The sequence below is a fragment of the Micromonospora sp. NPDC005203 genome (assembly GCF_042872705.1).
Lineage (GTDB): Bacteria > Actinomycetota > Actinomycetes > Mycobacteriales > Micromonosporaceae > Micromonospora.
In genome coordinates, this window is sequence record NZ_JBIAKV010000009.1 from 198,893 (window position 1) to 222,989 (window position 24,097).

Here is a 24,097-nt window from a genome sequence, read left to right on the forward strand (position 1 = left end):
CCCGCCGTGGCGGTCCGATACCTCTACCTGGCCCGACACGGCGCGGCGGACGCGTTCGGTGAACTCACCGACCTGGGATACCAGCAGGCCGACCTGCTCGGTCGACGGCTCGCCCGCCTGCCGATCGACGCGGTGTGGCACTCGATGGTGCCGCGTGCCGCCGCGAGCGCGCGGGAGATCGCCAAGCACCTGCCGGACGTGCCGGTCGCCGAGGCGGCCGAACTCGTCGACCACGTGCCGTACGTGCCGAACGCCGACGAGATGCCCCGCTCCTGGGCCGGCTTCTTCGACGGCTACGACGAGGCCGAGGCGGCAGCCGGCAAGCGCACCGCGCAGGCCCTGGTGGCACGGTTCACCACCGCCCCGGAGCGCACCGCGCCCGACTCGCACGAGGTGCTTGTCACGCACGCGTACCCGATCGCGTGGCTGGTGCGGCACGCGCTGGCGGCCCCGCCCACCCGGTGGCTCGGCCTGGACAGCGCGAACACCGGTCTCACCGTGCTCGAATACCGGTCCGGTCTGTCGCCCACGCTCGTCATGTTCAACGACCAGAGCCACCTGTCGGCTGACCTGCGTTGGACGGGGTTCCGCTCGGCCGTACGCCCGTGCGGGCCGGCCCGGTCAGGTGCTCTTCAGCTCGGCCGCGCCGAAGGAGACCGAGAATCGCTTGCACCAGATGGAGACGCTCCGGAAGTCACCGGGGTCCACCGAGGCCGGTAGGTCGTACACCTGGTTGCCCCTGTTGCCCTTGAGTCGGGCCAGCTCGACCCATTCGCCGTCATCGAACACGCGCCAGCCGGCCGTGCCCCGGATGACCTGCTGATCGGTCAGCCACACCCGCAGATCTGGACCGTTCGACGTCTTCAGGTCGCGAAGGACGAGTTGGTGGCGCCCGTTGGCGAGCCGGTGGATCTCGGCACTGCCGGTCGTCTGGTGCTCGTGGGTGACGAACGTCCCGGCAGCCAGGATCTCGTTAGCCGCCGGTGTGGCCTTCGACGCGGGGGCGGGGGCCAGGGTCGTGGGGGCCGGGGTCGCGCTTGCCGGGGTCGCGGTGGTCGGCGCCGGGACGGCCGACGTCGTCCCCGCGCCGGGGAGCGCCTCGTCGACGTAGGTGTCGGTGAACAGCTTCCACGGCTGGAACCAGGAGAGGCCCAGGGCCGCCGCGACGACAACTGAGGCGAGAGCGGCCCAGGCCACCGGCCACCGGAAGATCGATTTTCCCACCTCCGCAGCGTACGGTCGCGGCAGCCGTCGGTCGCAAACCCTTGCGGAACCCTTACGACCGGCCACCGTCGACACCGCGCCCGGACGTCAGGGGAGCGCGATGCCGGTGTCCGTGCCGATCAGGGCCTGTGCGCACGGGCAGCCCTCCTGGTCCGGTGGCAACGCCTGGACCGCGTCGCCGAGCAGGACGCGCAGGCGTTCGACGTTTCGCGCGAAGACCGTGAACACCTCCTGTTGGGTGACGCCGTGACCGACCTCGACGCCCGAGTCGAGGTCGGTCACCAGCGACAGCGCGGTGTAACACAGGGCCAGTTCGCGGGCCAGCACCGCTTCGGGGTGACCGGTCATGCCGACGACCGACCAGCCCTGCCGGCCGTACCACTGTGATTCGGCGCGGGTGGAGAAGCGCGGCCCCTCGATGACGACCATGGTGCCGCCGTCGACCGGCCGCCAGTCGGCGCTACGGGCGGCGTCGAGGACCGTGGCGCGCCCCACCGGGCAGTAGGGGTCGGCGAACGGCACGTGGACGACCCCGGGGAGTTGCCCGTCTGCGCGGGGCCGCCCGTCGTAGTAGGTCTGCTCGCGGCCGGCGGTCCGGTCGACCAGCTGGTCCGGCACGACGAGGGCGCCGGCACCCAGATCTGGTCGCAGACCGCCCACGGCCCCCGGCGCGAGCACCTGCCGGACGCCCGCTGCCCGCAGTGCCCACAGGTTGGCCCGGTAGTTGATGCGGTGCGGGGGCAGGGTGTGCCGGTGTCCGTGGCGGGGCAGGAACACCACGGGTCGCCCGGCGACGCTCCCGACGGACAGCGAGTCGCTCGGCGGTCCGTACGGTGTGTCGACCGCGACCTCGCTGACGTCGTCGAGGAACTCGTAGAAACCCGACCCGCCGATCACGCCGATCGGCGGGCGGGCGTTGCCTTCTGACATGTGCACTTCTCCTCGGAGGCGGGTGGGGGCGACTCAGGAACGGTTAGCGCCGCGCCGGCCGACGATCGTGGTGACGACCAGCACGAGCACGATGACGGCCCAGACGACGGCCAGCCCGGCCACGAGCCCCAGCGGGTAGTCACGGTCCGGCAGGCCGGGATTCGGAGGCGCCGAGGACGGTCGCCACAGCAGGGGCACCGCGATCAGCAGCAACGTGGCGCTGGCCAGTAGGCCCGCGCCGATCCAGGCTCGGCGGAACCGGTCGGTCACCAGTCGGCCCAGCGCCAGCCCGACCAGTCCGACGAGCGGTGCCACCAGGACGTCGTGCAGTAGCGGACCGCCGAGCAGCCACGGCAGGGTGGCGCTGAGCTGGGGGATGAGCAGCCACCCGCCGTACGCCGTCGCGACGGCGCCGAGCACGAGCAGCAGCAGTCGGACGGCTCTCACCGCAACACCTCCAGCCGGGCCACCCACTTGGTCTGGAGCACACCCGGTCGGCTCGGCGCGATGAGGCGGCACGGGTACCCGTGGTCCGCAGACAGCTCCTCGCCGTTGATCCGCAGCGCGAGCAGGGTCAGCGGGTCGCTCGCGTGGGCCGCGGGGAGGGTGCTCGCGGCGTACAGGCCGTCGGTCTCCAGGGAGGTGACGCGAACCGGTCGGCCGGTGGGTGCGCCGGCCCGGTGAAGCAGGTGGACGACGGGCACGCCGGTCCAGTGGGCGGAGGCGCTCCAGCCCTCGACGCAGGCGATCGGCAGTTCGGCCGTGCGCTGCGGCAGGGCCGTCAGGTCGGCCAGGGACAGGGCGTACCGCCCGCCCGGCCAGACGATCTCCAGCCGCCAGTCGGGTGGAACGGCGATGCGCGCGGCGGCGGCCGTCCGGTTGATCGGCACGCCCTGTGGTCCGGACGCGGACCGCCACGCCAGCGGGGACACCCGACGCAACCACCCGACGGTGACGCCGGCGGTGGCCAGCACGGCGATTCCGGCGACGCCCGCCGAGGTACGCAGGAACGCCCGCCGCCCGGACGAGTCGCGATCGTCTCGCCCACCGGCGCTGGGCCGCAGCGGCGTGCCCAGTGCCGCGCGGGCCACCGGGAGCTTCACCGCGACGTGCAGCAGCAACGCGCCCACCACCAGCCAGGCCACCGCGTAGTGCGCGGTCGGAAAGAAGAACCCCCACGGGTACGACTGGGCGACGTTGAACAGGCCGGTGACCAGTTCGAAGAACGCGGCGCAGACCAGGACGAGGACGGAGATCCGTTCGAGGGCGTGGGCGGACAACCGGATCGGCTGGCGCAGGGGCGGCCGGACGAACAGCCGCGGGTAGACGCTCCACAGCTTCGCCAGCAGCAACGGGATCGCCGCGACGCCGGCGAGCACGTGGACGCCCTGGCTGATCCGGTAGAGGTTGACCGGTCGGGTCGGCCAGGTGAACCAGCCCGGCGGGTGCTGGAGGTAGTGGCTGAGCAGCCCGGTGCCGAAACACAGCCCGAACGCCACCCCGAGCCAGAGGCCCAGCCGGGCGGCGACCAGCGGTGCGTGCGACGGCGCGGTGAAGTCCTCGGGGGCGGGGATGCGGGGCCGGCGGATCACTGGCGGACCAACTCGGCGAACCAGCGTGTGCCGAACCGGAGACGGTCCGCCACCCGTAGTCCGGCAGCGGCGGCGGTACCGGCCAGCACGTCCGCACCGACCCGCGCCCAGGCAAACGTCGGCCCCTGGCGTACCCCGGCGTCGGACGCCCCGGACAGCACGTACGCCTGTCCCTGCCACAGCCCGGCTCCCGGGGGTTCCACCTCGACCAGCAGCGTCCCGTCGGCCGCGAGCAGGGCGGCGCACCGACGTAGCAGCCGGACCGGGTCACCGCCGATGCCGATGTTGCCGTCGACGAGCAGGGCGTGGGCCCACCGTCCCTCGCCGGGCAGGGGGTCGAAGACGTCGCGTCGCAGGGCGACCACACCCCGCCCCTGGGTCAGCCGGACCGCCTCGGCGGAGATGTCCACCCCCAGGGCGACGAGACCGCGCTGGGCGAGTGCCCTGGTCAGTCGGCCGGGGCCACAGCCGAGATCGATCGTCGGCCCGTCACAGCGCGCGGCGAGCGACTCGATCGCCGGTTCGGGAGGGCCGTGCCAGCGCCGTACCGGCAACAGGTCACGTCGCCCGTCGGTGTGCACCAGCCAGTGCTCGGACCGAGCCGGAGGCATCGGGGCGACCGGCGTGCCGCGGGCGTCCTGGTCGGCGGACCACCCGTCGAGCCCGCCCAGCGCCACGGCGAAACCGTCGAGGATCATCGTCGAACTCACCGGAGGCGTCCGTTCACCAGGTGCCCGCCCACCGACGCGACGGCAGCCGCGAACCGCGTGCCGGGCAGGTCGGCCGCGACCGCCAGCGCGCTGGGCCAGTCGTCGACATCCTGTTGCCCGGGCAGGATCGCCGGGCGTACGCCGTGCTCCCGGAGAGCGGCGAGGGTACGGCGACCGGTGTCGTCGGTGGACATGGGCACGTCGCGCAACACCCCCGCGTACGCCGGGTCGCGCAACCCGAGTGCCCACCAGCCGCCGTCCAGCGCCGGCCCGAACACGGCCCCGTGCGCGGCGAGCAGGCCCAGGGCGGTGGTGAGCAGGGCCGGCCGGACCTGCGGTGTGTCCATGCCGATCTGCAGCACCGGTCGGCCGGGGAAGGCCGCGGCGGTGTCGGCGTGCGCGTTCGCGAGGCGGTCGGCGAACGTGGCGCCCCGCTGTGCGACGAGGTGCCAGCCCGCCAGCGCGGCGGCCAGTTCCGCGCTGCGCTCGGCATCGGCGAACCGACCGGTGTGGGCCAGCACGGGAATCGTCGCGGCGGTGGCGCGTACCGCCGCGAGGGTGTCCAACAGCGCCGCCGCCGCGACCCGGGCCGCCTGGGCGGGACTCGCCGGAGGACACAGGCGCGTCTTGGCCAGGCCCGCGACCGGTGCCTTCGCGACCAGGAGCAGGACGTTCACCGGCCACCGCCGACGCCGGCGCGCAGGACTCCGGCGAAGTCCCGGGTCGCCCGCGCCGTGCCCCGGACCGACCCGGAGACCTTCGACCTGGTGCCCGCGGCCCGGGGCGCGTACGCGACGTCCAGCTCGACGATCCGCCAGCCCGCCTCGGCCGCGCGGAGCAGCAACTCCAGGGGGTAACCGAACGCGCGGTCCTCAACGCCGAGTCCCAGGAGCGCCGCGTGCCGGGCCACCCGGATCGGGCTGATGTCGTACACCGGCACGCCGCGACGCCGCAGGAGCGCGGCCACCAGCGCGTTTCCCATCCGGGCGTGCCACGGCCAGGCCTGCGCCGAGATCGGCCGACGCCTCCCGACGGCGAGATCCGCCCGACCGTCGAGCACCGCCGCGACGAGCCTGGGCAACTCGGCCGGGTCGAACGAGCCGTCCGCGTCGAGGACGCAGACCAGCTCCGCGTCCGCCGCCAGCAGGCCGGTGTGCACCGCCGCGCCGTACCCGCGTCTCGGCTCGTGGACGACACGCGCCCCGTACTCGGCCGCGACGGCCGGCGAACCGTCGGTGGAGCCGTTGTCGACCACGATGGCCCGGTAGCCGGGTGGCAGCCCGCTCAGGACGGCAGGCAGTGCGGCCGCCTCGTCCAGGCAGGGCAGCACCACGTCGATCGTTGTGTGCATACCGGCGACGCTAGGCCCGCCACGGGCCGTCCGGACCGCCGTCGCTCCTTACGAATCGCTTACGCGGCAGGGGATCTTACGAGTCCCTGACGTCGCGCCGTCGCGATGTCGGATCCCTGGTCGGAGGTCGTATCGTCGGCCGTCACCATGACCATGATGACCCGGCCGGGACGACCCCGGTCCGCCGACCTGATCGTCCTCGGCGCCGAGGTGGCTCTGCTCGTCGCCGCCGTCGCCGTCGGCGCACTGCTCAACCATCGGGGCGTGCGGCTCCATGCGGACGCCGCCCCGCTCTACGCCGCGTGGCAACCGCATCTGGGTCCCGGCACTCCCGCCGCGCTCCTCGTCGCGGCGCTGTTCGTCTGGCGGGGCACGCGCTGGGGAGCCACCGCGCGGTGGCCACTGCTGCTGGTCGTCGGCTACCTCGGCGCGGTGCTCTGGACGCTGTCGCTGGCCCTGGTGGACGGTTGGTCCGCCGGGTTGACCGAGCGGCTCACCGTGCAGGCCGAGTACCTGCACGAGGTACCCCGGGTGACGGATGTCGGTGCGATGGTGGCCGGCTACGCCGATCGGATCCTCGACTTCCAGCCCGACTCGTGGTCCACCCACGCCGCCGGTCATCCACCGGGAGCGTTGCTGTTCTTCGTCGTCCTGGAGCGGATCGGCCTGGGCGGCGGTACCGCCGCCGGCCTCGCGTGTGTGCTGCTCGGCGCCACGGTCGCCGTGTCGGTGCCGGTGACGCTGCGGGCGCTCGGGGCCGAGGGCGCCGCTCGGGCGGTGTGGCCGTTCCTGGTCCTCTTCCCGGGGGCGGTCTGGGTGGGCGCGTCCGCCGACGGGATCTTCGCGGCGGTGATCGCCGCCGGACTGGCGCTGCTGGTGGTGGGTGGCCGACCCGGGGCCGTACTCGGCGGGCTGCTGCTCGGCTTCGCGCTCTATCTGTCGTATGGGTTCGTCCTGGTCGGGGTCCTCGTGGTGACCGTGGTGCTGCTGCGGGCACGGGACCGCCTCGGCGTGCTCCTGGTCGCGGCGACGGCGGTCGCGGTCGTTGTCGCCGGGTTCAGCATCGCCGGTTTCTGGTGGCTGGACGGCTACCACCTGGTGGCGCGTCGTTACTACCAGGGCTGGGCGGCGGATCGCCCGTACGGCTACTGGATCTGGGCGAACCTCGCCGCCCTGCTGCTCTTGACCGGGCCGGTGCTCGGGCCGGCGCTGCGCCGGGTGGTGGCCGCCGTGTCGATCCGACCACCACTCCCGACGACCCTGCGGCAGCGGATCGTCAGCGCCGGACCCACCGTGTGGTTGCCCGTCGCGGCGGCGGTGGCCGTGCTCGCGGCGGACCTGTCCGGGCTCAGCAAGGCCGAGGTGGAGCGGATCTGGTTACCGTTCGCCGTCTGGCTGCTGGTCGCCACCGCGCACCTGCCCGCCGGACACCGACGGTGGTGGCTGGCGGCCCAGGCCGGCACGGCTCTCGCCGTCAACCACCTACTGTGGACGGTGTCCTGACCGACGCCGGCTCCCGCATCACCGCGGTGGTGAAGTCGGCGACGCCGGCGGTGAAGCCGACCCGGGCGGTGAAACCCAGCAGCCGGGCGGCGCGGGCCGGATCGGCCACGACGTGCCGGACGTCGGCCACCCGCCCGCCGCCGACGATGACCGGCAGGGGTCCGCCCATCGCCGATGCCAGCTCGTGGGCCAACTCGCCGACGGTGTGTGGTTCACCGGAGCAGACGTTGACCGGGACCAGGGGCTCCGGGGCCGGTGTCGTCAGGGCCAGCAGGTTGGCCGCGGCGATGTCGTTCACGTGCACGAAGTCGCGCCGCTGCCGACCGTCCTCCAGGACCCGGGGCGCCTGCCCGGCGGCCAGGGCCGACCGGAAGATCGACGCCACCCCGGCGTACGGGGTGTCGCGGGGCATCCGCGGCCCGTAGACGTTGTGGTACCGCAGCGCCCAGACCGAGCCGCCGGTCTGCCGGGCCCACGCGCCGGCGAGGTGTTCCTGGGCCAGCTTGGTGGCGGCGTACGTGCTGTGTGGTTCCAGTGGCGCGTCCTCGGGCACGAGATCGGGGGAGAGCGTCAGGTCGCAGCGGGGGCAGGTCGGCTCGTACCGGCCCTCGGCCAGGTCGGCGGCGCGACGTCCGGCCGGCCGGACGATTCCGTGGACCGGGCAGTGGTAGCGGCCCTCGCCGTAGACCACCATCGAGCTGGCCAGCACGAGGCGGCGTACGCCGGTGGTGTGCATCGCGGCGAGGAGGGTGGCCGTGCCGAGGTCGTTGTGGGCGGCGTAGCGGGGGGCGTCGGCCGGGTCGACGCCGTGGCCGACCATGGCCGCCTGATGGCAGACCGCGTCGACTCCGGCGAGCAGCCGGGTCAGCAGCTCGTGGTCGCGCACGTCGCCGAGCACGAGGTCGTGTCGCTGCGCCCAGGGCGGTGCCGTCGCACCGTGCGCCTCCGGCAGGAGCGCGTCGACGGCCACCACCTGGTGCCCCTCCTCGCCGAGCAGGTCGGCGACGTGGGAGCCGATGAACCCGGCAGCACCGGTGACAAGTATCCGCATTCCGGTCACCGTAGGACCCCGCGTACGCGCACACCGGCTGCTGCGCGCAGCCGTAAGAACCTCGTTAGGTTTCGCCGGTGCGGTCGGCGCCCACCGGCTGGCTACGCTGGGCGGATGGACAGGTCGACGGGCCGGAGCGGGGGACGTTCGTGACGCAGCGGGTGCTGGTGGTCGACGACGACCAGACCGTCAGTGACGTCATCTGTCGATACCTCGAACACGACGGCTTCCAGGTCAGCCACGCCGGGGACGGGGCGGCGGCGCTGGCGGCGGTGGCCCGCCAGGCGCCGCACCTGGTCGTGCTCGACCTGATGCTGCCCCGGATCAACGGCCTGCAGGTGTGCCGGGAGCTGCGCGCCCGGCCGGATGGCATTCCGATCATCATGTTGACCGCGCGGGGGGACGAGTCCGACCGGATCCTCGGTCTGCAACTCGGCGCGGACGACTACCTGACCAAGCCCTTCTCGCCCCGGGAGCTGGTGCTCCGGGTCCGTTCGGTGCTCCGTCGCGCCGCCAGCGGGCCGCCACCCGAGCGGCCGGAGGCGCTTCTCGACGGCAGCCTGGTGGTGCAGACCACCTCCCGGACCGCCCGCCTCGCCGATGCCGACCTGGTGCTGACGTTGCGCGAATTCGACCTGCTCGTCCACCTCATGCGGCACCCGTCCCGGGTGTTCAGCCGGGCCGAACTCCTGGAGCAGGTCTGGGGCTGGAACTTCGGGGACCACTCCACCGTGACCGTGCACGTACGCCGGCTGCGCGAGAAGATCGAGGACAACCCCGCCGATCCGCGACGGATCGTGACCGTCTGGGGCGTCGGATACCGGTACGAGCCAGCCGATGCGTGACCTACTGCTGATCTTCGCGATCGCCCTCGGCGCGGCACTGGGCATCGGGCTCGCCGGCGCGCTGCTGCTGCGCGCGCTTCGGCGCAGCTCGATCACCGTGCACCTGAGCGTGCTGCTCGCCACCACGGTGGTCGCTGTCGCCGTGGGGGTGCTGGCGGTCGCGGAGGCGATGTTCCTCTCCGCACACGACCTCGAGGTGGTGCTGATCACCGTCTCGGCGGCAGGGGTGGTCAGCCTCGCCGTCGGCGGGCACTTCGGCCGTCGACTGGCCCGCGCGGCGGTCTGGCGCGACCAGGCCCGGGAACGGGAACGGCAACTGGAGAAGGGTCGACGCGACCTGGTCGCCTGGGTCTCCCACGACCTGCGTACCCCGCTCGCCGGGCTGCGGGCCATGGCAGAGGCGCTGGAGGACCGGGTGGTCCGCGATCCGGACACCGTCGACGAGTACCACCGAAGGATCCGCCTGGAGACCGACCGGATGACCCGACTCGTCGACGACCTGTTCGAGCTGTCCCGGATCAACGCCGGAGCGTTGCGGTTGTCGCTGACCGCGGTGCCGCTCGGTGAGGTGGTGTCGGACGCGCTGGCCAGCACCATCCCGTTGGCCGACGCCCGTCGGATCAAGCTGATCGCCAGCGAGTCGGGCTGGCCGACGGTGGCCGCGAGCGAGCCGGAGTTGGCCCGGGTCGTCGCCAACCTGCTGCTCAACGCCGTCCGCTACACCCCTGAGGACGGCACCGTACGCATCGAGGCCGGCCACGACGAGGACCACGCCTGGCTGTCGGTCGCCGACACCTGCGGCGGCATCCCCCCGGCCGACCTCCCCCGACTGTTCGACATCGCGTTCCGTGGCGAGCCGGCCCGCACGCCCGGCCCCGGCGACGGTGGGGCGTCCGGGGGGCTCGGCCTGGCCATCGTGCACGGCCTGGTGGAGGCGCACGGGGGCCGGGTCGAGGTGCGCAACACCCCGGAGGGCTGCCAGTTCATGGTCCGGCTGGCCACCGCCTGACGTGGTCCGCTATTCGTACAGCTGCCCACACCGGGCCAGGTCCGCCAGATCGTCCCAGCCGAGGAAATCGATGGGCTGATCGCCTGGCTCCCGTTCGTCCACCAACTCCGCGTCTGGGCCAGGAAGCGGCTGTCGTATGCCGTCGTCCTCGCTCCAGCCGCCCAGCGCCCCGGCCATCCCGCACTCCAGGTACGTCTTCGGATCGAAGTTGTACCAGGTGGTGCTCATGGCTCGCTCACATCCGGCGGGACGGGGCGCAGCGATGCCGAAGTAGGCGTACTTGTCGAGCGGTCCCTGGTCGGCGAAGTCGGCCAGGTCCGCGATCTGCGACAGGACGATGGCTTCCCAGTGGGCATACGTGGTCGGCTCGTGCGTGTGGCGGAACGAAGCGGATCGCCAGGAGGCCCGCAACGGAGCCGGCTCGACAATGCCCGCCGCCGTGACCATCGCGGCAACCGTGTCCAGGTCCAGCCGTACCTGACCTGACAGCAGCCGGGCAACCTGCCACCAGCCGCGCAGGAACCTCTCCAAACTGTGTCCGGCGGCGTTCATCTCCTCGCCTTCTCGGACAAGCCGTCGGTAGAGGTCGCGGTTCGTGCGGCAGACCGGCTCGGGCGACCCGTGGACCCAATAGGTCTGCTTGTGCACCACCCCAGACTCCAACGCCAGGGCGTTGGCCAGCGCCTCAATCCGATCAGCGAAAGCCCTTATCTGGACCCGGTTACCGTTGTCGTCCTGCCGCCACAGCTCCCACGAAGGCACGGCAGCACCGTAGCCGTCCGCGCTCACCGCGGACGATCGGGGAGTCGAGCAGGCCGCGTTCCCGGCCCTGCCCCAGAATCACGGACGTTGCAGGTAACCCAGCGTCCAACTGAGAGCGGTACCTAGAATGGGCCGATGAACCCGCCTGGTGATCTCATAGGGCGGCAGTCGGAGGCCGAGCTGCTGACCCATAACTCACTGAACGGGGCGACCGGTGGAATCTGGCGGGTGAACCGCGATGGCCGGAGAACAATCTTGAAGATCGCGGCACCGCCTGGCCGCAACGGGGTGCCCGCGCACTGGGCGGCGAGCGCCGACCAGGGCCACTGGAACTACTGGCAGCGAGAAGCCCTGGCCTACCGCGATCAACTGGCGAAGACTGCCTATTCGGTAGCGGGCATCCGCGCTCCGGCCCTGCTGGAGTGGACGGACCGGCCCGACGGGTCGGTCGCGCTGTGGTTGGAGCACGTCGACGGCGTGCCCGGCACTGCGGCAACGCCCGCGGCGCTGGGCGACTTCGCCGAGCGGCTCGGCGCTGGGCACGCGTTCTGGCTGGGCCGGCGCCCCACCGAGCCATGGTTGTCCCGCGACTGGCTGCGCGACTACACCACGACCCGCCCCGTCACCGAACCGATTCCCTGGGACCACCCCACCGCGGCCTCCGCCTGGCCGCACGACCTCCGGACCAGCCTTCGAGAGCTTTGGCTACGCCGGTACGACGTGCTGCGGGCCACGGATGAGCTGCCCCGCACCCTCTGCCACCACGACGTCTGGCCGACGAACCTGATCGTCGACGACTCGGGGCCGGTGCTGCTGGACTGGAGCTTCGTCGGCCCCGGTCCACTCGGCGAGGACGCCGCCAATCTCATCCTCGACACGTTCTTCGACGGCCTGGTCGACCTGGTCCTGATCGACGAGGTCGTCGAACTGGTCACCACCGGCTACCTTCGCGGCCTCGCTGGCGCGGTGGACGCGGCCACCGTCCGCCGCGCCATCCAACTCACCGGCGCCGCGAAGTACTTCTGGTTAGCCCCCCTGATGCTCAACCGCCTCATAACCACGCCCACGGATGCCCGCCAGACCTACGACCTCCGTAACACGGTCACCATGTTCACCGGTCGCCGCCGCCCGCTGGAGTTGGTCGCCGCCTGGTTTGAGGAAACCCGCTGACGGACCGGACGCCGGACGCCGGATCTGACTACCCTCTCGGTGGAACACCCGGGATGTCGGCCGGCGCCGCTGGCAACAGATCAAGAAGCTGCCCGCTGGTGCGCCGATCCGAACAGAGGTAGTGGCGTGAACCCCGACCTGCGGGAGCTCATCGCGGAGCTGCGCACCGACCTGGAGGCGGACCAGCCGGCGACGCTGGTGTGGGCCGAGATCTACGACGGCGCTCCGGCCGACCAGATTCCCAGAGATCTGCCGCAGTCGGTCCGGGAGCTGTTGGAGACCACCAACGGCCTCCGGGCCGGCTCGTTCGACCTTCGCGGAACTGACCTGCTCGGCGACGTCCAGTACTACATCGAGCTGATGCCCGAGTTCACCGGCGTCGCGGACGAGCCGGGCGAGTGGCTGGTATTCGGCACGCTGAGCGACGAGCCGCTGCTGATCCGACGCGACACCGGCGCGGTCTGGTACCTGCCGGCGGAGACCACCGACGAGTGGTTCATGCGTGAGGCGTTCCTCGATGTCGCGCCGGACCTCGACTCGTTCCTCGCCTACTACGTCTTCGGGGCCGGGTACGGCGAGGTCGGCTCCGACAACGACGAGTGGTGGGGCTTCCTCGACGAGCAGGGCCTGACCACGCCCGGCGACGACGAGAACGAGGACATGGATGACTGACCGCGGCACGAGGTGATCTACTTCCCGCTCGGCCGGGTCGACTCGACGTCGCTGCGGAGCATGGTCATCGATCGACCCAGGTCTGTCGATCCTTCGTTACCGGACGTTCGGTACTGCGTCGACCTGGGTCGATAGGGTTCGTTGGCCGCCACCGACGGCGGCTTGTGCGGAGGGGACATCGATGCGCAGGACAACGGACTGGCAGGCCCGCGCACTGGGCGCCCTCGCGGTTGCGGTCGCGCTGGTGGCGGTCCTGCTGCCGGCAACCCCAGCGGTCGCCGCGAGCGCGGGCTTCAGGGCGGCGACGCTGAACATCTACTACGGGCTGAGCCAGGCCGACTTCGTGCACGACCTGAACCTGATCGCGTCCGAGGCGGACCTCGTCGGTCTCAACGAGGTCGGTGCCCGCAAGGCGTTCCTGGAGAGCTGGGCCGCCGACAACGGCTGGTGGTTGTACGCGCCGGGCGGGACCAACCAGGCTGGCGAGGCGTTGATTGCCAGGAAGAGCATGTTCGACGTACTCGACAAGGGGTCGATCTTCGTCTGTGACACCAACGGCCCGGGCGAGGTGCCGCCCGCGCGATACAACAACTGGGTCAAATACCGGCACCCGGCCAGTGGCCGCACCGTGACCCACATCAACGCCCACGCGGTGGCCAGCATCGAGAGCGCTGGCCGACCGGAGGACCTGCCGCGCACCAGGTGTGCCGAGGCGCAGTTCCAAGGCCTCAAGGACCTGGCGGTGGACAAGCAGGACGAGGGTCAGGTCATCGTGAGCGGTGACTTCAACGTCGACTTCAGCGCCGACCGGAGCTACGGGTACGCGAAGTTCCCGTGGCAGGTCTTCGAGGCCAACGAGCTGCCGAATCTGCGCTCCATCTACAACCTCTACGGCGAGAGGGGCACCGGGACACACGGCAGTCGGCACATCGACTACGTCTACTTCTGGAAGCGGCTACCCGAGCACCAGCTGATGTGGATGACGGGTTACGACATCGTCGGTGCCACCAGGTCCGACCACAACGGTGTCGTCGCCACGTTCTCCATCCAGAACTGACGCGTCCGGCTTCGGCCGAGCGACGCAACCGACCTTCTCGTACACCCGCCTGACGCCACGACTGCTCGGGCGGACACCTCCCCGACATCGGGCGCACGTGCGCTGTCTAACTACGCCTCGTCCCGCCAGGCCCGCAGCGCGTGAACCGCTGTCACGGTGTCCGGGTGGTCGCCCAGTACCCGTGCCGAGTCGGCTACCACCTTCTCCATGATCGTGATGGCCTCGTCGGTGCGGCCTGCCTGGCGGTAGCAGGCGGCCAGGTTGGCCCGGGCGACGAACGTATACGGGTGTTCGTTGCCCAGGACCCGCGCGGCGTCGTCTACCACCCTTTCCATGATGGTGGTGGCCTCGTCGGTGCGGCCTGCCTGGTAGTAGGAGGCGGACAGGTTGACGCGGGAGGCGATCGTGTCCGGGTGTTCGTCGCCCAGCACCCGCACCGCGTCGACTACCAGCTCTTCCTCGATGGTGATGGCCTCGTCGGTGCGGCCTGCCTGGCGGTAGGAGGCGGCCAGGTTGGCCCGGGCGAGGATCCCGCGGGGGTGTTCGTTGCCCAGCACCCGCATGGCGTCGTTGAGTACCTCTTCCTCGATGGTGATGGCCTCGTCGGTGCGGCCTGCCTGGCGGTAGGAGGCGGCCAGGTTGGCCCGGGCGAGGATCGCGTCCGGGTGTTCGGCGCCGAGTACCCGCGCCGCGTCGTTGAGCACCTTCTCCTCGATGGTGATGGCCTCGTCGGTGCGGCCCGCCTGGCGGTAGGAGGTGGCCAGGTTGGAGCGGACGGTGATGGTGTGCGGGTGTTCGTCCCCCAGCACCCGCACCGCATCGTCGACCATGCGGTGCCAGTGGTCGACGGCGAGCGCGTACAGCCCTAGGCGCAGGAAGCTCTCGCCGGCCCGCCACAACAGCGGATGCCCGCCGGGCTGCCACAACAGGTCACCGGTGAGGCCGGCCAGGATGCTGGTGTTGGTTCGTAGCGCACCGGCCAGGTCGGTGCTGACGTGGTCGTGTTCCGGCCACAGGTGCAGCAGCGCGTCGGCAGCACTGTGGGCAACCGTTGCCGGGTCGACCGTGCTGACCTCCCGGCTGGCCCGGGCGGTCAGCGCGTGGACCCGCACCGCGCGGGGACCGTCGGTGGGGGTGTGGGTCAGCAGGCCGTAACGGTGCAGCGTCCGCAGGGCCATCCCGGCCTGTTCGGCGGTGACGGGCCGGTCGACCTGGTCGGACAGGTAGCGAGTGACGGTGGCGGTCGCCCACAGTTCGTCGGGGTGACCGTCGGGGCTTAGCACCGCTGCCAGCGCCAGGGTGGGGCGGGCCAGCCCGACCGGGTCGGCCCGGTCGGCGGCGTCCAGGGCGAGCAGGAGCGTGACCGTCACCGGCCGGCCGTAGCCGTCGGGGTCGCTACCGGCGGGCATCACCTCGGCCAGCCGGGCGGCGGCGGTGTAGCGGGCCAGATAGTCCGCGCACCCGACCGCCTGGTCGATCAGGTAGGCGCTGGCGTGGGACAGCGCCAGGGGTAGCTGCCCGACGGCGGCGGCCAGGTCGCGAGCGCTCGCGTCGAGCAGGCCGGGACAGCCGGCTTCGGTGAGCCGGTCGGTCAGGTACGCCAGCGACTCGCTCGGGCTGTACACGTCGATGTCGATGCTCTGCCGGCCGCCGGTGGCCAGGGCCGCGTCGCGGCGGCGGGTCGTTGCGAGCGTCCACCCGGTCGGTCGGTGCGGCGGCCACCAGCCGACCAGGTCGGCCGGGTCCGTGATGTCGTCCAGGACGATCAGCCAGGTCCGGTCGGTCGTGTGCAGCCACTCGCAGAAGGCGGTGGCGTCGGCGGCCGGTTCCGTGCCGTCGGCTCCCGGTGCGCCGACGCGCAACGCGGCCCGCGCGTACCCGGTGATGATCTGCTCGGGGCTGCCCGCGGGCACCCACACCACCAGATCCGCGGTCCGCTCTTCCTGGGCCTGATGGGCGAACCACGCCGCAAGCTGCGACTTGCCGACCCCACCCTCACCGGCGAGGACCCGCGTACGCGTCCGGGCCGGCCGGACGTCGTGTTGGGTCAACACCACGTCGGCCCCGTGGTCACGCGCGTCCTGGATCCTCTCCCGTACCCCCCGGCGGGGTTGGAACGCCGAGGCCAACGCCGGCGGCTGGCCCACCTGGACCGGCCACGTCACCGCCATGGGCGGATAGTGGCGATGCTGGTGGAACTGAGGCCGGACATCTCCGTGGATGACGCCGGTGTTGGCGACACCAGCCAGGTTGGCCGTCGCGGCACCGGATTCGGTGACCGTGGCCGCCGGATCGAGCGGTGAGGTCACGGTCGTGACCGGCGCTGAACACCGGTGTTGGCCGAGGAACCGGGACCATCAGCTGTCGCTTCCCCTGACCGCGTGACCTGTGTCGGACGGTCCGGACCGACCACGTCCGCTCCCGTGTTCGCCTGGCCGCCGCCGGTCGCGCGGGCCACTCCCGTGTCCTCGACCCGGTCCGGCTCCACCATCGACACACCCCCTGATCCGGCAGCAGGCAGCAGGTACGGCACGGCCAGTGCGACGAGCGCCACCACCACGCTCACGGCACTGGCCAGCTTGTCCGCCTCGTCCAGACCCACCACGATCAGGTACGCCGCCAACCCGGCAACGATCACGCCGAATGTGACGCGCCCCGCCCACAGCCCCCTACGCCCACGAGGCACCCTGCCTCCACTCATAACGATAAGTGTCGCTGGTCGCTGCTGGTCAGTCTACGAACGCGCGCCAATCTGCGCGCGGCGGTGCAGCGACCCCAGCCTGCGGCGGGACGGACCCCGAGTGCGGAGGGTCAGGACTGCCGCCACACCCGGAACGTCTGCTCGGTTCGCCACGTACCGTCGGGCTGTCGTGCCTCGTTGCGCCAGCGGAACTCGTCTGCCTCGATGTCGGAGAAGGTCCAGCGCAGATCGCCGCCGTCGAGCACGATCTGCTCGCCGACGCGGGCGGCCAGGAAGGTGTGCGTCCGCCGCCGTCCCGGCCCCACCCACGTCGAGCGCCAGACCCCCGCGCCGGCGGCGGGATCGGGGAATCGCACGCTGACGCCGTGTTCGACGCCGGGCAGGATCCAGACATCGGTGGTGGCCCGGCCGCCCAGCGCGTACCCGAAGTGCCACTCGCCTCGTCGAACGGTCGGGGGGCCGTCGCGGTCGTACTCCGTGCAGTCCAACGCCCAGGAGCCGGTGAACTGTCCGAACAGGCTGAGGTCGACGCCGTGGGCCGGCCCGTCAGCGAGGAATGCGGTGCCGATGGCAGCGGCTGACGTGAGCACCATGCCAGAACGATAGCGCCGGCCCTGGCGGCGCGATCAAGGTGAGCGAGCATCTTCGATCCTTGACACCCGTTGATGCGATCGCTAACACTGGTCCGCAACGCGAACTTAACGAGCAGAAAACATTGTGCCTGTACCGCGTGGCGCACCAGAGTTGTCCCGTGCGGCTGGACGCCTGCCGCGCACAACCACGAAGACCCCGCGCCACGCACGGTTTGATCTTGTTAACGCTAACATCGATGGCCGCCCGGAGGAGGAGTCGTCACCGTGATTCCCAGGCGAACGTCAGCGGCATCGATTAGCGGGCCTGCGTCGGCACCGGACGGCGCGGCCACCCCGCGCTGGGCCGACGCCGGCAGGGTCGACCACCGGTGGCGGCTGTGCTACGGGGCCGACGGCTACGTCCGCCTCCGGTTCCTGGCCCTCTCCGCTGTGGCCGCCGCCGCTCTCGTGGTGGTCGCCGACGGGCCGGCGCAGGCCGCCACGCTGCCGACCGGCGCCGTCTCGCTGGAGGCGGTCAACCAGACCGGACGGTACGTACGGCACATCGACTACCTCGGGCAGCTCGATCCGGTGACCTCCAGCAGCGCCAACCAGGTCAAGCTCGATGCCACCTTCACCGTGGTCAACGGTCTGGCATCGCCCGCCTGCTACTCGTTCCAGACCAAGACGGGCATGTTCCTGCGGCATCGCGACTACCGGCTGCGAATCGACAGCAACGCCGGTGACGCGGGGTTCCGGGCCGACGCCACCTTCTGCGCGGTCGACGGCTCGGTCTCCGGCTCGGTGGCGCTCGCCTCGTACAACTATCCGACCCGGCGGATCCGGCACCGTGACTTCGCACTCTGGCTCGACGCCTACCAGGACACGGCCGCGTTCCGGGCGGACAGTTCCTTCCGTCTCGTCGCGCCGTGGGCGCCCAGGACCACCAGGGGACCGGTGCTCCCGGGCCTCTTCGCCGACCCGCACCTCGCCGTCCTCAACGGTCGCTACTACCTCTACCCGACCACCGACGGCTACGCGGGCTGGGCCGGCACCTACTACAAGGCGTTCTCCTCCACCGACCTGGTCAACTGGACCGACCACGGCGTGATCCTCGACCACGGCCCGGACGTGTCCTGGGCGGACAACTCGGCCTGGGCGCCGGCGGTGGCCAGCGCCAACGGCCGCTACTACCTGTACTTCAGCGGCGGCGCGGCCACCGGCAACACCGCCAAACACCTCGGTGTGGCCGTGGCTGACAGCCCCACCGGGCCGTTCCGCGACGCGCTGGGTCGGCCCCTCGTCCGCAGCGACCAGTTCTCCGGTGGGCAGGCGATCGACCCGATGGTGTTCACCGACGACGACGGGCAGTCCTACCTGTACTGGGGTCAGGGCGTCGCGCGGGCCGTGCGGCTGAACACCGACATGACCTCCTTCGACGCCGCGCAGGTACGGGTCAACACGCCCGCCGGCTACAACGAGGCGCCGTTCGTGTTCAAGCGCAACGGCCAGTACTACTTCATGTGGTCGGAGAACGACACGCGCAGTGAGGACTACCGGGTCGCGTACGCCACCGGCCCGTCGCCCCTCGGGCCGTGGACCAGGCGCGGCGTGGTGTTGCAGAAGCGGCTCGACGTCGGCATCAAGGGCACCGGCCACCACTCAGTGGTCCGGGCGCCCGGCGGCGACACCTGGTACATCGCCTACCACCGGTTCGCCGTGCCGGCCGGCAACGGCACCAACCGGGAAACCGCCATCGACCGGATGGAATTCAACGCCGACGGCACCATCCGTCCCGTCGTACCGACCCTCTAGCCGATCCGGATGCCCCTCCGCGAAGGAGATAGACAGATGTCGAGAGTCCTCGCGCGGCTCGGCGCGGTCGCGGTGGCCGCGTGCCTGCTGTTCACCACCTGGTCGGCGGCGACACCGAAGGAGGCGTCCGCACTCGACCCGACCGTTGGTTACCTGATGGCGCACTTCACCGGCGAGTCGTCGACCGCCCAGCAGATCTACCTCGCCCACAGCACCGACGGCCTGCGCTGGACCGACCTCAACAACGGCGGGCTCGTCCTGCGTTCCACAGTCGGCACCCGCGGCGTCCGCGACCCCGCCCTGGTTCGCTCGCCCGCTGGCGACAGGTACTGGATCATCGCAACCGACCTGTGCATCGGCTGTGGTCAGGACTGGTCGGCCGCGATCAACAACGGCAGCCGCAACCTCGTCGTGTGGGAGTCCACCGATCTGGTCAACTGGTCCGCGCCGTGGTTGCTGAACGTCGCCGGCGCGATCCCGGACGGACGCAACGCCTGGGCGCCGGAGGCGATCTGGAACCCGGACACCGGCGACTACGTCCTCTACTGGGCGACGAACGTCCCACTCAACGGGGCGACCAAGCACCGCATCTACGCCGCGCGCACGACGAACTTCCGCAGCATCACCACGCCGCAGGTCTACATCAACCGACCCGGCAACCAGGAGATCATCGACACCCAGATCGTCGAGGTGCCGGCCGGCATCGGCGCCTACCGGTACGTGCGGGCCTCCCGGGACGGCCAGATCGCCATCGAGGGCAGCAACTCCATCCTCGGCACCTGGACGAACCTCGGGAACCTGTCCGGCATCGGGTTGACCGGCGCCCAGGTCGAGGGCCCGATGTGGCTGAAGTACAACAACCGCGACGAGTGGGTGCTCTACCTCGACCAGTACTCCTCCGGGCGCGGCTACCTGCCCGTCCTGACCACCAACCCGTCGAGCCCGAGCAGTTACCGGCTGCCCGCGTCCGGCTCGTACGCCATGGGTGGCACCAAGAAGCGGCACGGCACGATCCTCAACCTGACCGCCGCCGAACAGAACCGGGTGCTCGCCCGCTGGCCCGTCAGCGCCGTCAACCGGATCCAGTCGTACAACTTCCAGGACCGGTACGTGCGGCACTACGACTACGACGTCCGCATCGACCCGAACGTCAGCCCGGCCCAGGACGGCCAGTGGCGACTGGTGCCCGGCCTGGCCGGCTCCGGCACGGTCTCCATCCAGTCGGTCAACTACCCGGGCCACTACCTGCGCCACTACGGGTTCGACTTCCGACTGGAAGCCAACGACGGCACCGCCACCTTCGCCGCCGACGCCACCTTCCGGCAGGTCGCCGGTCTGGCCAACTCCTCCTGGTCGTCGTTCCAGTCCTACAGCCACCCGGACCGCTACCTCCGGCACTACAGCTACCTGCTCCGGCTCGATCCGGTCACCGATGCGCAGGGCCGTGCCGACGCGACCTTCCGCGTGACCAGCTGAACTCTCTGCACCTTCGAACCCGGAACGGCAGGATCTAGTGATTGGACATCGCATGGAACGGATCAGCCGGTCGTTGCGCCGGACGATGATCGCCCTGGTGGCCGCCGTGACGGCGATGGTCGGCGGCGTGGTCGTCGTCGCGTCGTCACCCGCTGCCGCCGCCACCAACCAGTTCCGCGGCATGAACTGGGCCATGTTGGGTGACAACTTCAAGACCAGCCCGCTCGTCGTGCAGGGTCTGAGCATGTCCGACAGCAACGCGACCGTACGGGCGAAGGCCAACGCCCTCTACGACGACATGGCGTCCACCATGGGGGTCAACACCATCCGGCTGCCCATCAACACCCACACGGTGGGTACTGCCTGGTGGGAGGCCTACCGGGGCGCCATCGACGCCGCCACCGCCCGCGGGTTCAAGGTCATCCTCGCCTATTGGGAGGACGGCGCCGCCTCCGGCGGCAGAATCACGAATCTCGCCGCGTGGAACACCATGTGGTCCACGGTGACCAACACGTACGGCTCGAACACCAACGTCTACTTCGAGCCGATGAACGAGCCGCACGGTTACAGCTCGACGGAGTGGCGCAACGTCGCCGCGAACTGGCTCAGCTACCACACCTCGGCGGTGCCCGGCCGGGTGCTGATCGGCGGCACCGGCTTCAGCCAGGACCTGCGCGACATCTGCAACGACAGCCGCTTCAACTCGACGCTGCTGTCCTTCCACTACTACGCCTTCTTCTACGGCGCGATGACCTACGACGCCTTCCGTAGCCACATCCAGGCCCGCCTCGGCAACTGCGCCTCCCGCGCGGTCGCGACCGAGTTCGGCGGACCCATGAACGACGGTCGCAACTACGCCGACGCGGGCAGCACCGACAACTTCGTGCGTTACATCCGGGCCATGGCCCAGGTCATGCGGGACAACCAGATGGGCGGCACCTACTGGCCCGCCCTCGGCGGCAAGACCGGCACCATCGGCTACGACTGGTACTCGATGTTCGCCCTCACCGGCAGCGGCACCGACCTGAACCTGACCGTCCGCAACACCTCCGGCGCGGATCGGATCCGGTACTCGTGGGGCGACACCATCGGCGGCGGCGACCCGACGACGCCTCCGCCGTCGACCGGCACGTTCTACCGGCTCGACGTGCGGCACAGCGGCAAGGCCATGAACGTCCAGGCACCGAACACCGACAACGGCGCGCGGGTCGCCCAGAACACGTACGGCGGCAACGCCTGGCAGCAGTGGCAGTTCCAGGACGCCGGCAGCGGCTACTGGCGCATCGTCAGCCGTAACAGCGGGAAGTGCCTCGATGTGGTGAGCGCGTCGACCGCCGACGGCGCCGAACTCGTCCAGTACACCTGCGGCAGCGGCACGAACCAGCAGTTCCAGATGGTCACCAACGGCAGCTACTTCCAGCTCCGGGCCCGACACAGCAACAAGTGCGTGGACGTACCGGCCGCGTCGACCGCCGACGGCGTGGTCCTCAAGCAGTACACGTGCAACACCGGCGCCAACCAGCAGTGGTCACGCACGGCCGTCTGATGGTCGGCCCGACGTAGTCACGAACCCACGGTGCGGCCCGTACACCCCGGGACACGAGGTGTACGGGCCGCACCGACGTCGCGGTCACCGTTTCACGGGTGCGGCGCGTACGGCGAGCTGGTCGAACCTGATCCGCGCGTAATTCGGCGTGGCGTCCCCGCTGGTCTGCACCTTCAGGGTGGCTGTCGGGCTCGGAGTGTCCTCGACGATGACCACTTCCGTCACACCGGCTGGCAGGTCGGCCGGCCATCCCGCGTCGTCGGTCGGCGCACTGCTCAGCAGCCGCGCGGCACGTCCATTCAGGCCCGTGTCGGTGGCCCGCACCGCCCGACACACCGCCGGGTCGCCGGCAGCGCCCGGGTCGGTCACCGGCCGATCGATGCGGGCCGCCGCCATCCGATCGTCCTTGAGTACAACGGCAGCCTAGAGGTCGGCCGCTAGCGCTGTCGGTGCTGCGAGGGAGCGCCGGCGCGGTACGCGTGGACTACCCTCGCGACGTGGAAAGCACCGAGATCGACGCACCCATCGTCGGCGTCACCGTCTACCCCGACCGGGCCCGGGTCACCCGTCGGGGCAGCCATCGGCTGACCGCCGGAGAGCACCGTGTACGCGTCGCGCCACTCCCACTCGGCCTGCGGCGCGACTCCATTCGGGTCGGTGGTCGGGGCGCGGCCACGGTGCTCGGTGTGGATCTGACCACCTGGCGGCAGGCGCGCAGCGCCGACGCGCAGATCGTCGCCCTCGAACAGCGACACCGCGAGCTGAGCGAGGAGTTGGCCGAGGTCGAGGACGCGGCCGGCATCGAGGAGCAGCGCGGGGAGTTCCTCGTCCGGTTGGCCGAGCGCGCCGGTGGCACGTACGCCCGGGCGTTGGCCTCCGGCGACGCGGCGCCGACCGACGTGGCGGCCTTCACCGACTCGGTGGCCGGTCAGCTCGCCGAGTCACGCGGCCGGCGGCGCGGGCTGTCCCGGCGGCGCACCGACCTGGCCGCGGAGGTGGCCGCGGTCGAGCGCGACCTGAACGGCGCGCGCGGCAAGCGGAGGCCGGACCGGTTGGCCGCCGAGGTGACGGTCCTGGTGACGGCCGACGACGCGGAGGTGGAGTTGGAGCTGACCTACCTGGTCGACGGTGCGGTGTGGCGGCCCTCCTATGACCTGCGGCTGGTCGAGGACACCGTGACCGTCACCTGGTTCGGGCTGGTCAGCCAGAACACCGGAGAGGACTGGCCGGAGTGCGAGCTGCAGCTCTCGACCGCCCGGCCGGCCGCGACGACAGTCGTACCCGAGCTGTCGCCCTGGTATCTCGACCGGCTCCGGCCGGCGCCAGTCCGGCCCGTGGCGGCGGCCATGCCGGTCGGGATGCCGCCCCCGGCACCGGGCGGGGCGCCGGCCTCCGCTCCGGGCGGGGCGCCGGGCCGGCCCGGGGCGCTCCCGCCCCGCATCAAGGAGAGCGTCGCCCAGGTCGAGCAGGGCGTCAGCGCGGCCACCTATCGGCCGGCCCGGCCGGCAGCGGTGCCGGCCGACGGCAGCGCGCACCGGGCCACCATCGCCGTGCTGGACATGCCCGCCCGGCTGGACCACGTGACCGTGCCGGTCCGCGTCGCCGAGGCGCACCTGCGGGCCACGGTACGCAACACCTCCGAGCACACGATGCTGCCCGGTGCGGCGGCGGTGTTCCACGGCGCCGATTTCGTCTCGGCCACCCCGCTGCCGATTTGGGCGCCGGGCGAGGAGATCGAGCTGGGGCTCGGGGTCGACGACCGGCTGCGGGTGGAGCGCAAGCTGCACCGGCGCTCGGAGACCAAGGCCACGCTCGGGTCGACGCGGCGGCGGGAGGTGGACTACCGGATCACCGTCGCCAACCACACACCGCGGACGGCGACGGTCGAGGTGCGCGACCAGTTGCCGGTGTCCCGCGACGAGGCGGTGGTGGTGCGGGAGACGAACCTGGTGCCGCCGCCGGCGGAGCGTACGGAGCTGGGGGAGTTGGCCTGGCGGCTGTCGCTCGCGCCGGGCGACAGTGCTGAGATCACCATCGGCTTCCGGGTGGAGCTGGCCAAGGGCGTGGAGCTGACCGGCTGGCGGGAGTAGGCGCCGCGTGGTGCCTCCGCT

At 71.4% G+C, this 24,097-nt stretch carries 24 protein-coding genes; 11 read left to right on the forward strand and 13 right to left on the reverse strand.

Annotation, left to right across the window (positions count from 1 at the left end; translation table 11 throughout):
* The first annotated feature begins 6 nt into the window (after positions 1-6).
* Positions 7-720, forward strand: coding sequence for a histidine phosphatase family protein (locus ACFYPM_RS21015; RefSeq protein ID WP_387199393.1), 714 nt, complete (start codon positions 7-9; stop codon positions 718-720).
* On the opposite strand, the gene ACFYPM_RS21020 is transcribed toward ACFYPM_RS21015, so the two are convergent.
* From ACFYPM_RS21020 to ACFYPM_RS21050, 7 genes are all read right to left on the reverse strand, one after another.
* Complete coding sequence (locus ACFYPM_RS21020; protein ID WP_387199396.1) at positions 622-1,224, reverse strand: DM13 domain-containing protein; 603 nt, start codon at positions 1,222-1,224, stop codon at positions 622-624. The genes ACFYPM_RS21015 and ACFYPM_RS21020 overlap by 99 nt on opposite strands.
* Positions 1,225-1,311: 87 nt before the next feature.
* Positions 1,312-2,154: an S-methyl-5'-thioadenosine phosphorylase gene (locus tag ACFYPM_RS21025; protein WP_387199399.1), complete on the reverse strand. Its 843-nt coding sequence runs from the start codon at positions 2,152-2,154 to the stop codon at positions 1,312-1,314.
* A gap of 33 nt (positions 2,155-2,187) precedes the next feature.
* Entirely contained in the window at positions 2,188-2,601 is a 414-nt protein-coding gene (locus tag ACFYPM_RS21030; protein ID WP_387199402.1) for a hypothetical protein, read from the reverse strand.
* Complete coding sequence (locus ACFYPM_RS21035) at positions 2,598-3,746, reverse strand: molybdopterin-dependent oxidoreductase (protein WP_387199405.1); 1,149 nt, start codon at positions 3,744-3,746, stop codon at positions 2,598-2,600. The genes ACFYPM_RS21030 and ACFYPM_RS21035 overlap by 4 nt, the downstream gene beginning before the upstream one ends.
* Complete coding sequence (locus tag ACFYPM_RS21040; protein ID WP_387199408.1) at positions 3,743-4,456, reverse strand: methyltransferase domain-containing protein; 714 nt, start codon at positions 4,454-4,456, stop codon at positions 3,743-3,745. The genes ACFYPM_RS21035 and ACFYPM_RS21040 overlap by 4 nt, the downstream gene beginning before the upstream one ends.
* On the reverse strand, positions 4,453-5,133 hold the full coding sequence (locus ACFYPM_RS21045) for a DUF2064 domain-containing protein (RefSeq protein ID WP_387199411.1): 681 nt from the start codon (positions 5,131-5,133) through the stop codon (positions 4,453-4,455). Before ACFYPM_RS21045 ends, ACFYPM_RS21040 begins: the two co-directional genes overlap by 4 nt.
* Entirely contained in the window at positions 5,130-5,807 is a 678-nt protein-coding gene (locus ACFYPM_RS21050) for a glycosyltransferase family 2 protein (protein ID WP_387199413.1), read from the reverse strand. The genes ACFYPM_RS21045 and ACFYPM_RS21050 overlap by 4 nt, the downstream gene beginning before the upstream one ends.
* A 147-nt stretch (positions 5,808-5,954) precedes the next feature.
* On the opposite strand from ACFYPM_RS21050, the gene ACFYPM_RS21055 reads away from it, so the two are divergent.
* Positions 5,955-7,310 (forward strand): hypothetical protein, encoded by a 1,356-nt coding sequence (locus ACFYPM_RS21055; RefSeq protein ID WP_387199416.1) that lies wholly within the window; start codon positions 5,955-5,957, stop codon positions 7,308-7,310.
* Here the strand turns inward: ACFYPM_RS21055 and ACFYPM_RS21060 are convergent.
* The gene (locus tag ACFYPM_RS21060; protein WP_387199419.1) at positions 7,282-8,361 is read right to left on the reverse strand and encodes an NAD-dependent epimerase/dehydratase family protein; all 1,080 of its coding nucleotides are present in this window, start codon (positions 8,359-8,361) and stop codon (positions 7,282-7,284) included. The genes ACFYPM_RS21055 and ACFYPM_RS21060 overlap by 29 nt on opposite strands.
* A 149-nt stretch (positions 8,362-8,510) precedes the next feature.
* Here ACFYPM_RS21060 and ACFYPM_RS21065 point away from each other — a divergent pair, with 149 nt between their 5' ends.
* Together ACFYPM_RS21065 and ACFYPM_RS21070 are read left to right on the forward strand one after the other, a co-directional pair.
* Positions 8,511-9,206 carry a response regulator transcription factor gene (locus ACFYPM_RS21065; protein WP_387199654.1) on the forward strand — a complete coding sequence of 232 codons (696 nt, stop codon included), beginning with the start codon at positions 8,511-8,513 and terminating at the stop codon, positions 9,204-9,206.
* Positions 9,199-10,215 (forward strand): sensor histidine kinase, encoded by a 1,017-nt coding sequence (locus ACFYPM_RS21070; RefSeq protein WP_387199422.1) that lies wholly within the window; start codon positions 9,199-9,201, stop codon positions 10,213-10,215. The genes ACFYPM_RS21065 and ACFYPM_RS21070 overlap by 8 nt, the downstream gene beginning before the upstream one ends.
* 9 nt (positions 10,216-10,224) lie before the next feature.
* Here the strand turns inward: ACFYPM_RS21070 and ACFYPM_RS21075 are convergent, their stop codons facing one another.
* Positions 10,225-10,977: a hypothetical protein gene (locus tag ACFYPM_RS21075; protein ID WP_387199425.1), complete on the reverse strand. Its 753-nt coding sequence runs from the start codon at positions 10,975-10,977 to the stop codon at positions 10,225-10,227.
* Between the two features lie 255 nt (positions 10,978-11,232).
* Here ACFYPM_RS21075 and ACFYPM_RS21080 point away from each other — a divergent pair, with 255 nt between their 5' ends.
* The 3 genes from ACFYPM_RS21080 to ACFYPM_RS21090 all read left to right on the forward strand — a co-directional run bounded on the left by ACFYPM_RS21080 (position 11,233) and on the right by ACFYPM_RS21090 (position 13,876).
* Positions 11,233-12,147 carry a phosphotransferase gene (locus tag ACFYPM_RS21080; RefSeq protein WP_387199428.1) on the forward strand — a complete coding sequence of 305 codons (915 nt, stop codon included), beginning with the start codon at positions 11,233-11,235 and terminating at the stop codon, positions 12,145-12,147.
* Positions 12,148-12,273: 126 nt separating this feature from the next.
* Positions 12,274-12,819, forward strand: coding sequence for a hypothetical protein (locus ACFYPM_RS21085; protein WP_387199430.1), 546 nt, complete (start codon positions 12,274-12,276; stop codon positions 12,817-12,819).
* A 181-nt stretch (positions 12,820-13,000) separates the two neighbouring features.
* Positions 13,001-13,876, forward strand: coding sequence for an endonuclease/exonuclease/phosphatase family protein (locus ACFYPM_RS21090; RefSeq protein ID WP_387199433.1), 876 nt, complete (start codon positions 13,001-13,003; stop codon positions 13,874-13,876).
* Positions 13,877-13,986: 110 nt separating this feature from the next.
* Here ACFYPM_RS21090 and ACFYPM_RS21095 read toward each other — a convergent pair whose 3' ends face one another.
* The 3 genes from ACFYPM_RS21095 to ACFYPM_RS21105 all read right to left on the reverse strand — a co-directional run bounded on the left by ACFYPM_RS21095 (position 13,987) and on the right by ACFYPM_RS21105 (position 17,170).
* Positions 13,987-16,047, reverse strand: a complete 2,061-nt coding sequence (locus ACFYPM_RS21095; RefSeq protein WP_387199436.1) for a tetratricopeptide repeat protein — start codon at positions 16,045-16,047, stop codon at positions 13,987-13,989.
* 134 nt (positions 16,048-16,181) lie between these two features.
* Positions 16,182-16,514 carry a hypothetical protein gene (locus ACFYPM_RS21100; protein ID WP_387199439.1) on the reverse strand — a complete coding sequence of 111 codons (333 nt, stop codon included), beginning with the start codon at positions 16,512-16,514 and terminating at the stop codon, positions 16,182-16,184.
* Positions 16,515-16,687: 173 nt separating this feature from the next.
* Positions 16,688-17,170 carry a hypothetical protein gene (locus ACFYPM_RS21105; RefSeq protein WP_387199442.1) on the reverse strand — a complete coding sequence of 161 codons (483 nt, stop codon included), beginning with the start codon at positions 17,168-17,170 and terminating at the stop codon, positions 16,688-16,690.
* A gap of 264 nt (positions 17,171-17,434) precedes the next feature.
* Between ACFYPM_RS21105 and ACFYPM_RS21110 the strand changes: the two genes are divergently transcribed.
* Genes ACFYPM_RS21110 through ACFYPM_RS21120 form a run of 3 tightly spaced genes read left to right on the forward strand, consistent with a single transcriptional unit; the run spans position 17,435 to position 21,986 of the window.
* Entirely contained in the window at positions 17,435-18,964 is a 1,530-nt protein-coding gene (locus ACFYPM_RS21110; protein WP_387199445.1) for a family 43 glycosylhydrolase, read from the forward strand.
* 36 nt (positions 18,965-19,000) lie between these two features.
* A complete protein-coding gene (locus ACFYPM_RS21115) occupies positions 19,001-20,440 on the forward strand; it encodes a glycoside hydrolase family 43 protein (RefSeq protein ID WP_387199448.1) in 1,440 nt (479 codons plus the stop codon).
* Positions 20,441-20,492: 52 nt separating this feature from the next.
* Complete coding sequence (locus tag ACFYPM_RS21120; RefSeq protein WP_387199451.1) at positions 20,493-21,986, forward strand: RICIN domain-containing protein; 1,494 nt, start codon at positions 20,493-20,495, stop codon at positions 21,984-21,986.
* Between the two features lie 84 nt (positions 21,987-22,070).
* On the opposite strand, the gene ACFYPM_RS21125 is transcribed toward ACFYPM_RS21120, so the two are convergent.
* Complete coding sequence (locus tag ACFYPM_RS21125; RefSeq protein WP_387199454.1) at positions 22,071-22,382, reverse strand: hypothetical protein; 312 nt, start codon at positions 22,380-22,382, stop codon at positions 22,071-22,073.
* 101 nt (positions 22,383-22,483) lie between these two features.
* On the opposite strand from ACFYPM_RS21125, the gene ACFYPM_RS21130 reads away from it, so the two are divergent.
* On the forward strand, positions 22,484-24,076 hold the full coding sequence (locus tag ACFYPM_RS21130; protein WP_387199457.1) for a mucoidy inhibitor MuiA family protein: 1,593 nt from the start codon (positions 22,484-22,486) through the stop codon (positions 24,074-24,076).
* The last annotated feature ends 21 nt before the right edge of the window (positions 24,077-24,097 follow it).

Excerpts from the sequence above, each read along its gene's own strand:
- ACFYPM_RS21050 (WP_387199413.1), bottom strand. The coding sequence starts at position 5,807 with ATGCACACAACGATCGACGTGGTGCTGCCCTGCCTGGACGAGGCGGCC.
- ACFYPM_RS21090 (WP_387199433.1), top strand. The coding sequence starts at position 13,001 with ATGCGCAGGACAACGGACTGGCAGGCCCGCGCACTGGGCGCCCTCGCG.
- ACFYPM_RS21120 (WP_387199451.1), top strand. The coding sequence starts at position 20,493 with ATGGAACGGATCAGCCGGTCGTTGCGCCGGACGATGATCGCCCTGGTG.
- ACFYPM_RS21070 (WP_387199422.1), top strand. The coding sequence starts at position 9,199 with ATGCGTGACCTACTGCTGATCTTCGCGATCGCCCTCGGCGCGGCACTG.
- ACFYPM_RS21105 (WP_387199442.1), bottom strand. The coding sequence starts at position 17,170 with ATGGTGCTCACGTCAGCCGCTGCCATCGGCACCGCATTCCTCGCTGAC.
- ACFYPM_RS21055 (WP_387199416.1), top strand. The coding sequence starts at position 5,955 with ATGACCATGATGACCCGGCCGGGACGACCCCGGTCCGCCGACCTGATC.
- ACFYPM_RS21060 (WP_387199419.1), bottom strand. The coding sequence starts at position 8,361 with ATGCGGATACTTGTCACCGGTGCTGCCGGGTTCATCGGCTCCCACGTC.
- ACFYPM_RS21125 (WP_387199454.1), bottom strand. The coding sequence starts at position 22,382 with ATGGCGGCGGCCCGCATCGATCGGCCGGTGACCGACCCGGGCGCTGCC.
- ACFYPM_RS21095 (WP_387199436.1), bottom strand. The coding sequence starts at position 16,047 with ATGGCGGTGACGTGGCCGGTCCAGGTGGGCCAGCCGCCGGCGTTGGCC.
- ACFYPM_RS21115 (WP_387199448.1), top strand. The coding sequence starts at position 19,001 with ATGTCGAGAGTCCTCGCGCGGCTCGGCGCGGTCGCGGTGGCCGCGTGC.
- ACFYPM_RS21025 (WP_387199399.1), bottom strand. The coding sequence starts at position 2,154 with ATGTCAGAAGGCAACGCCCGCCCGCCGATCGGCGTGATCGGCGGGTCG.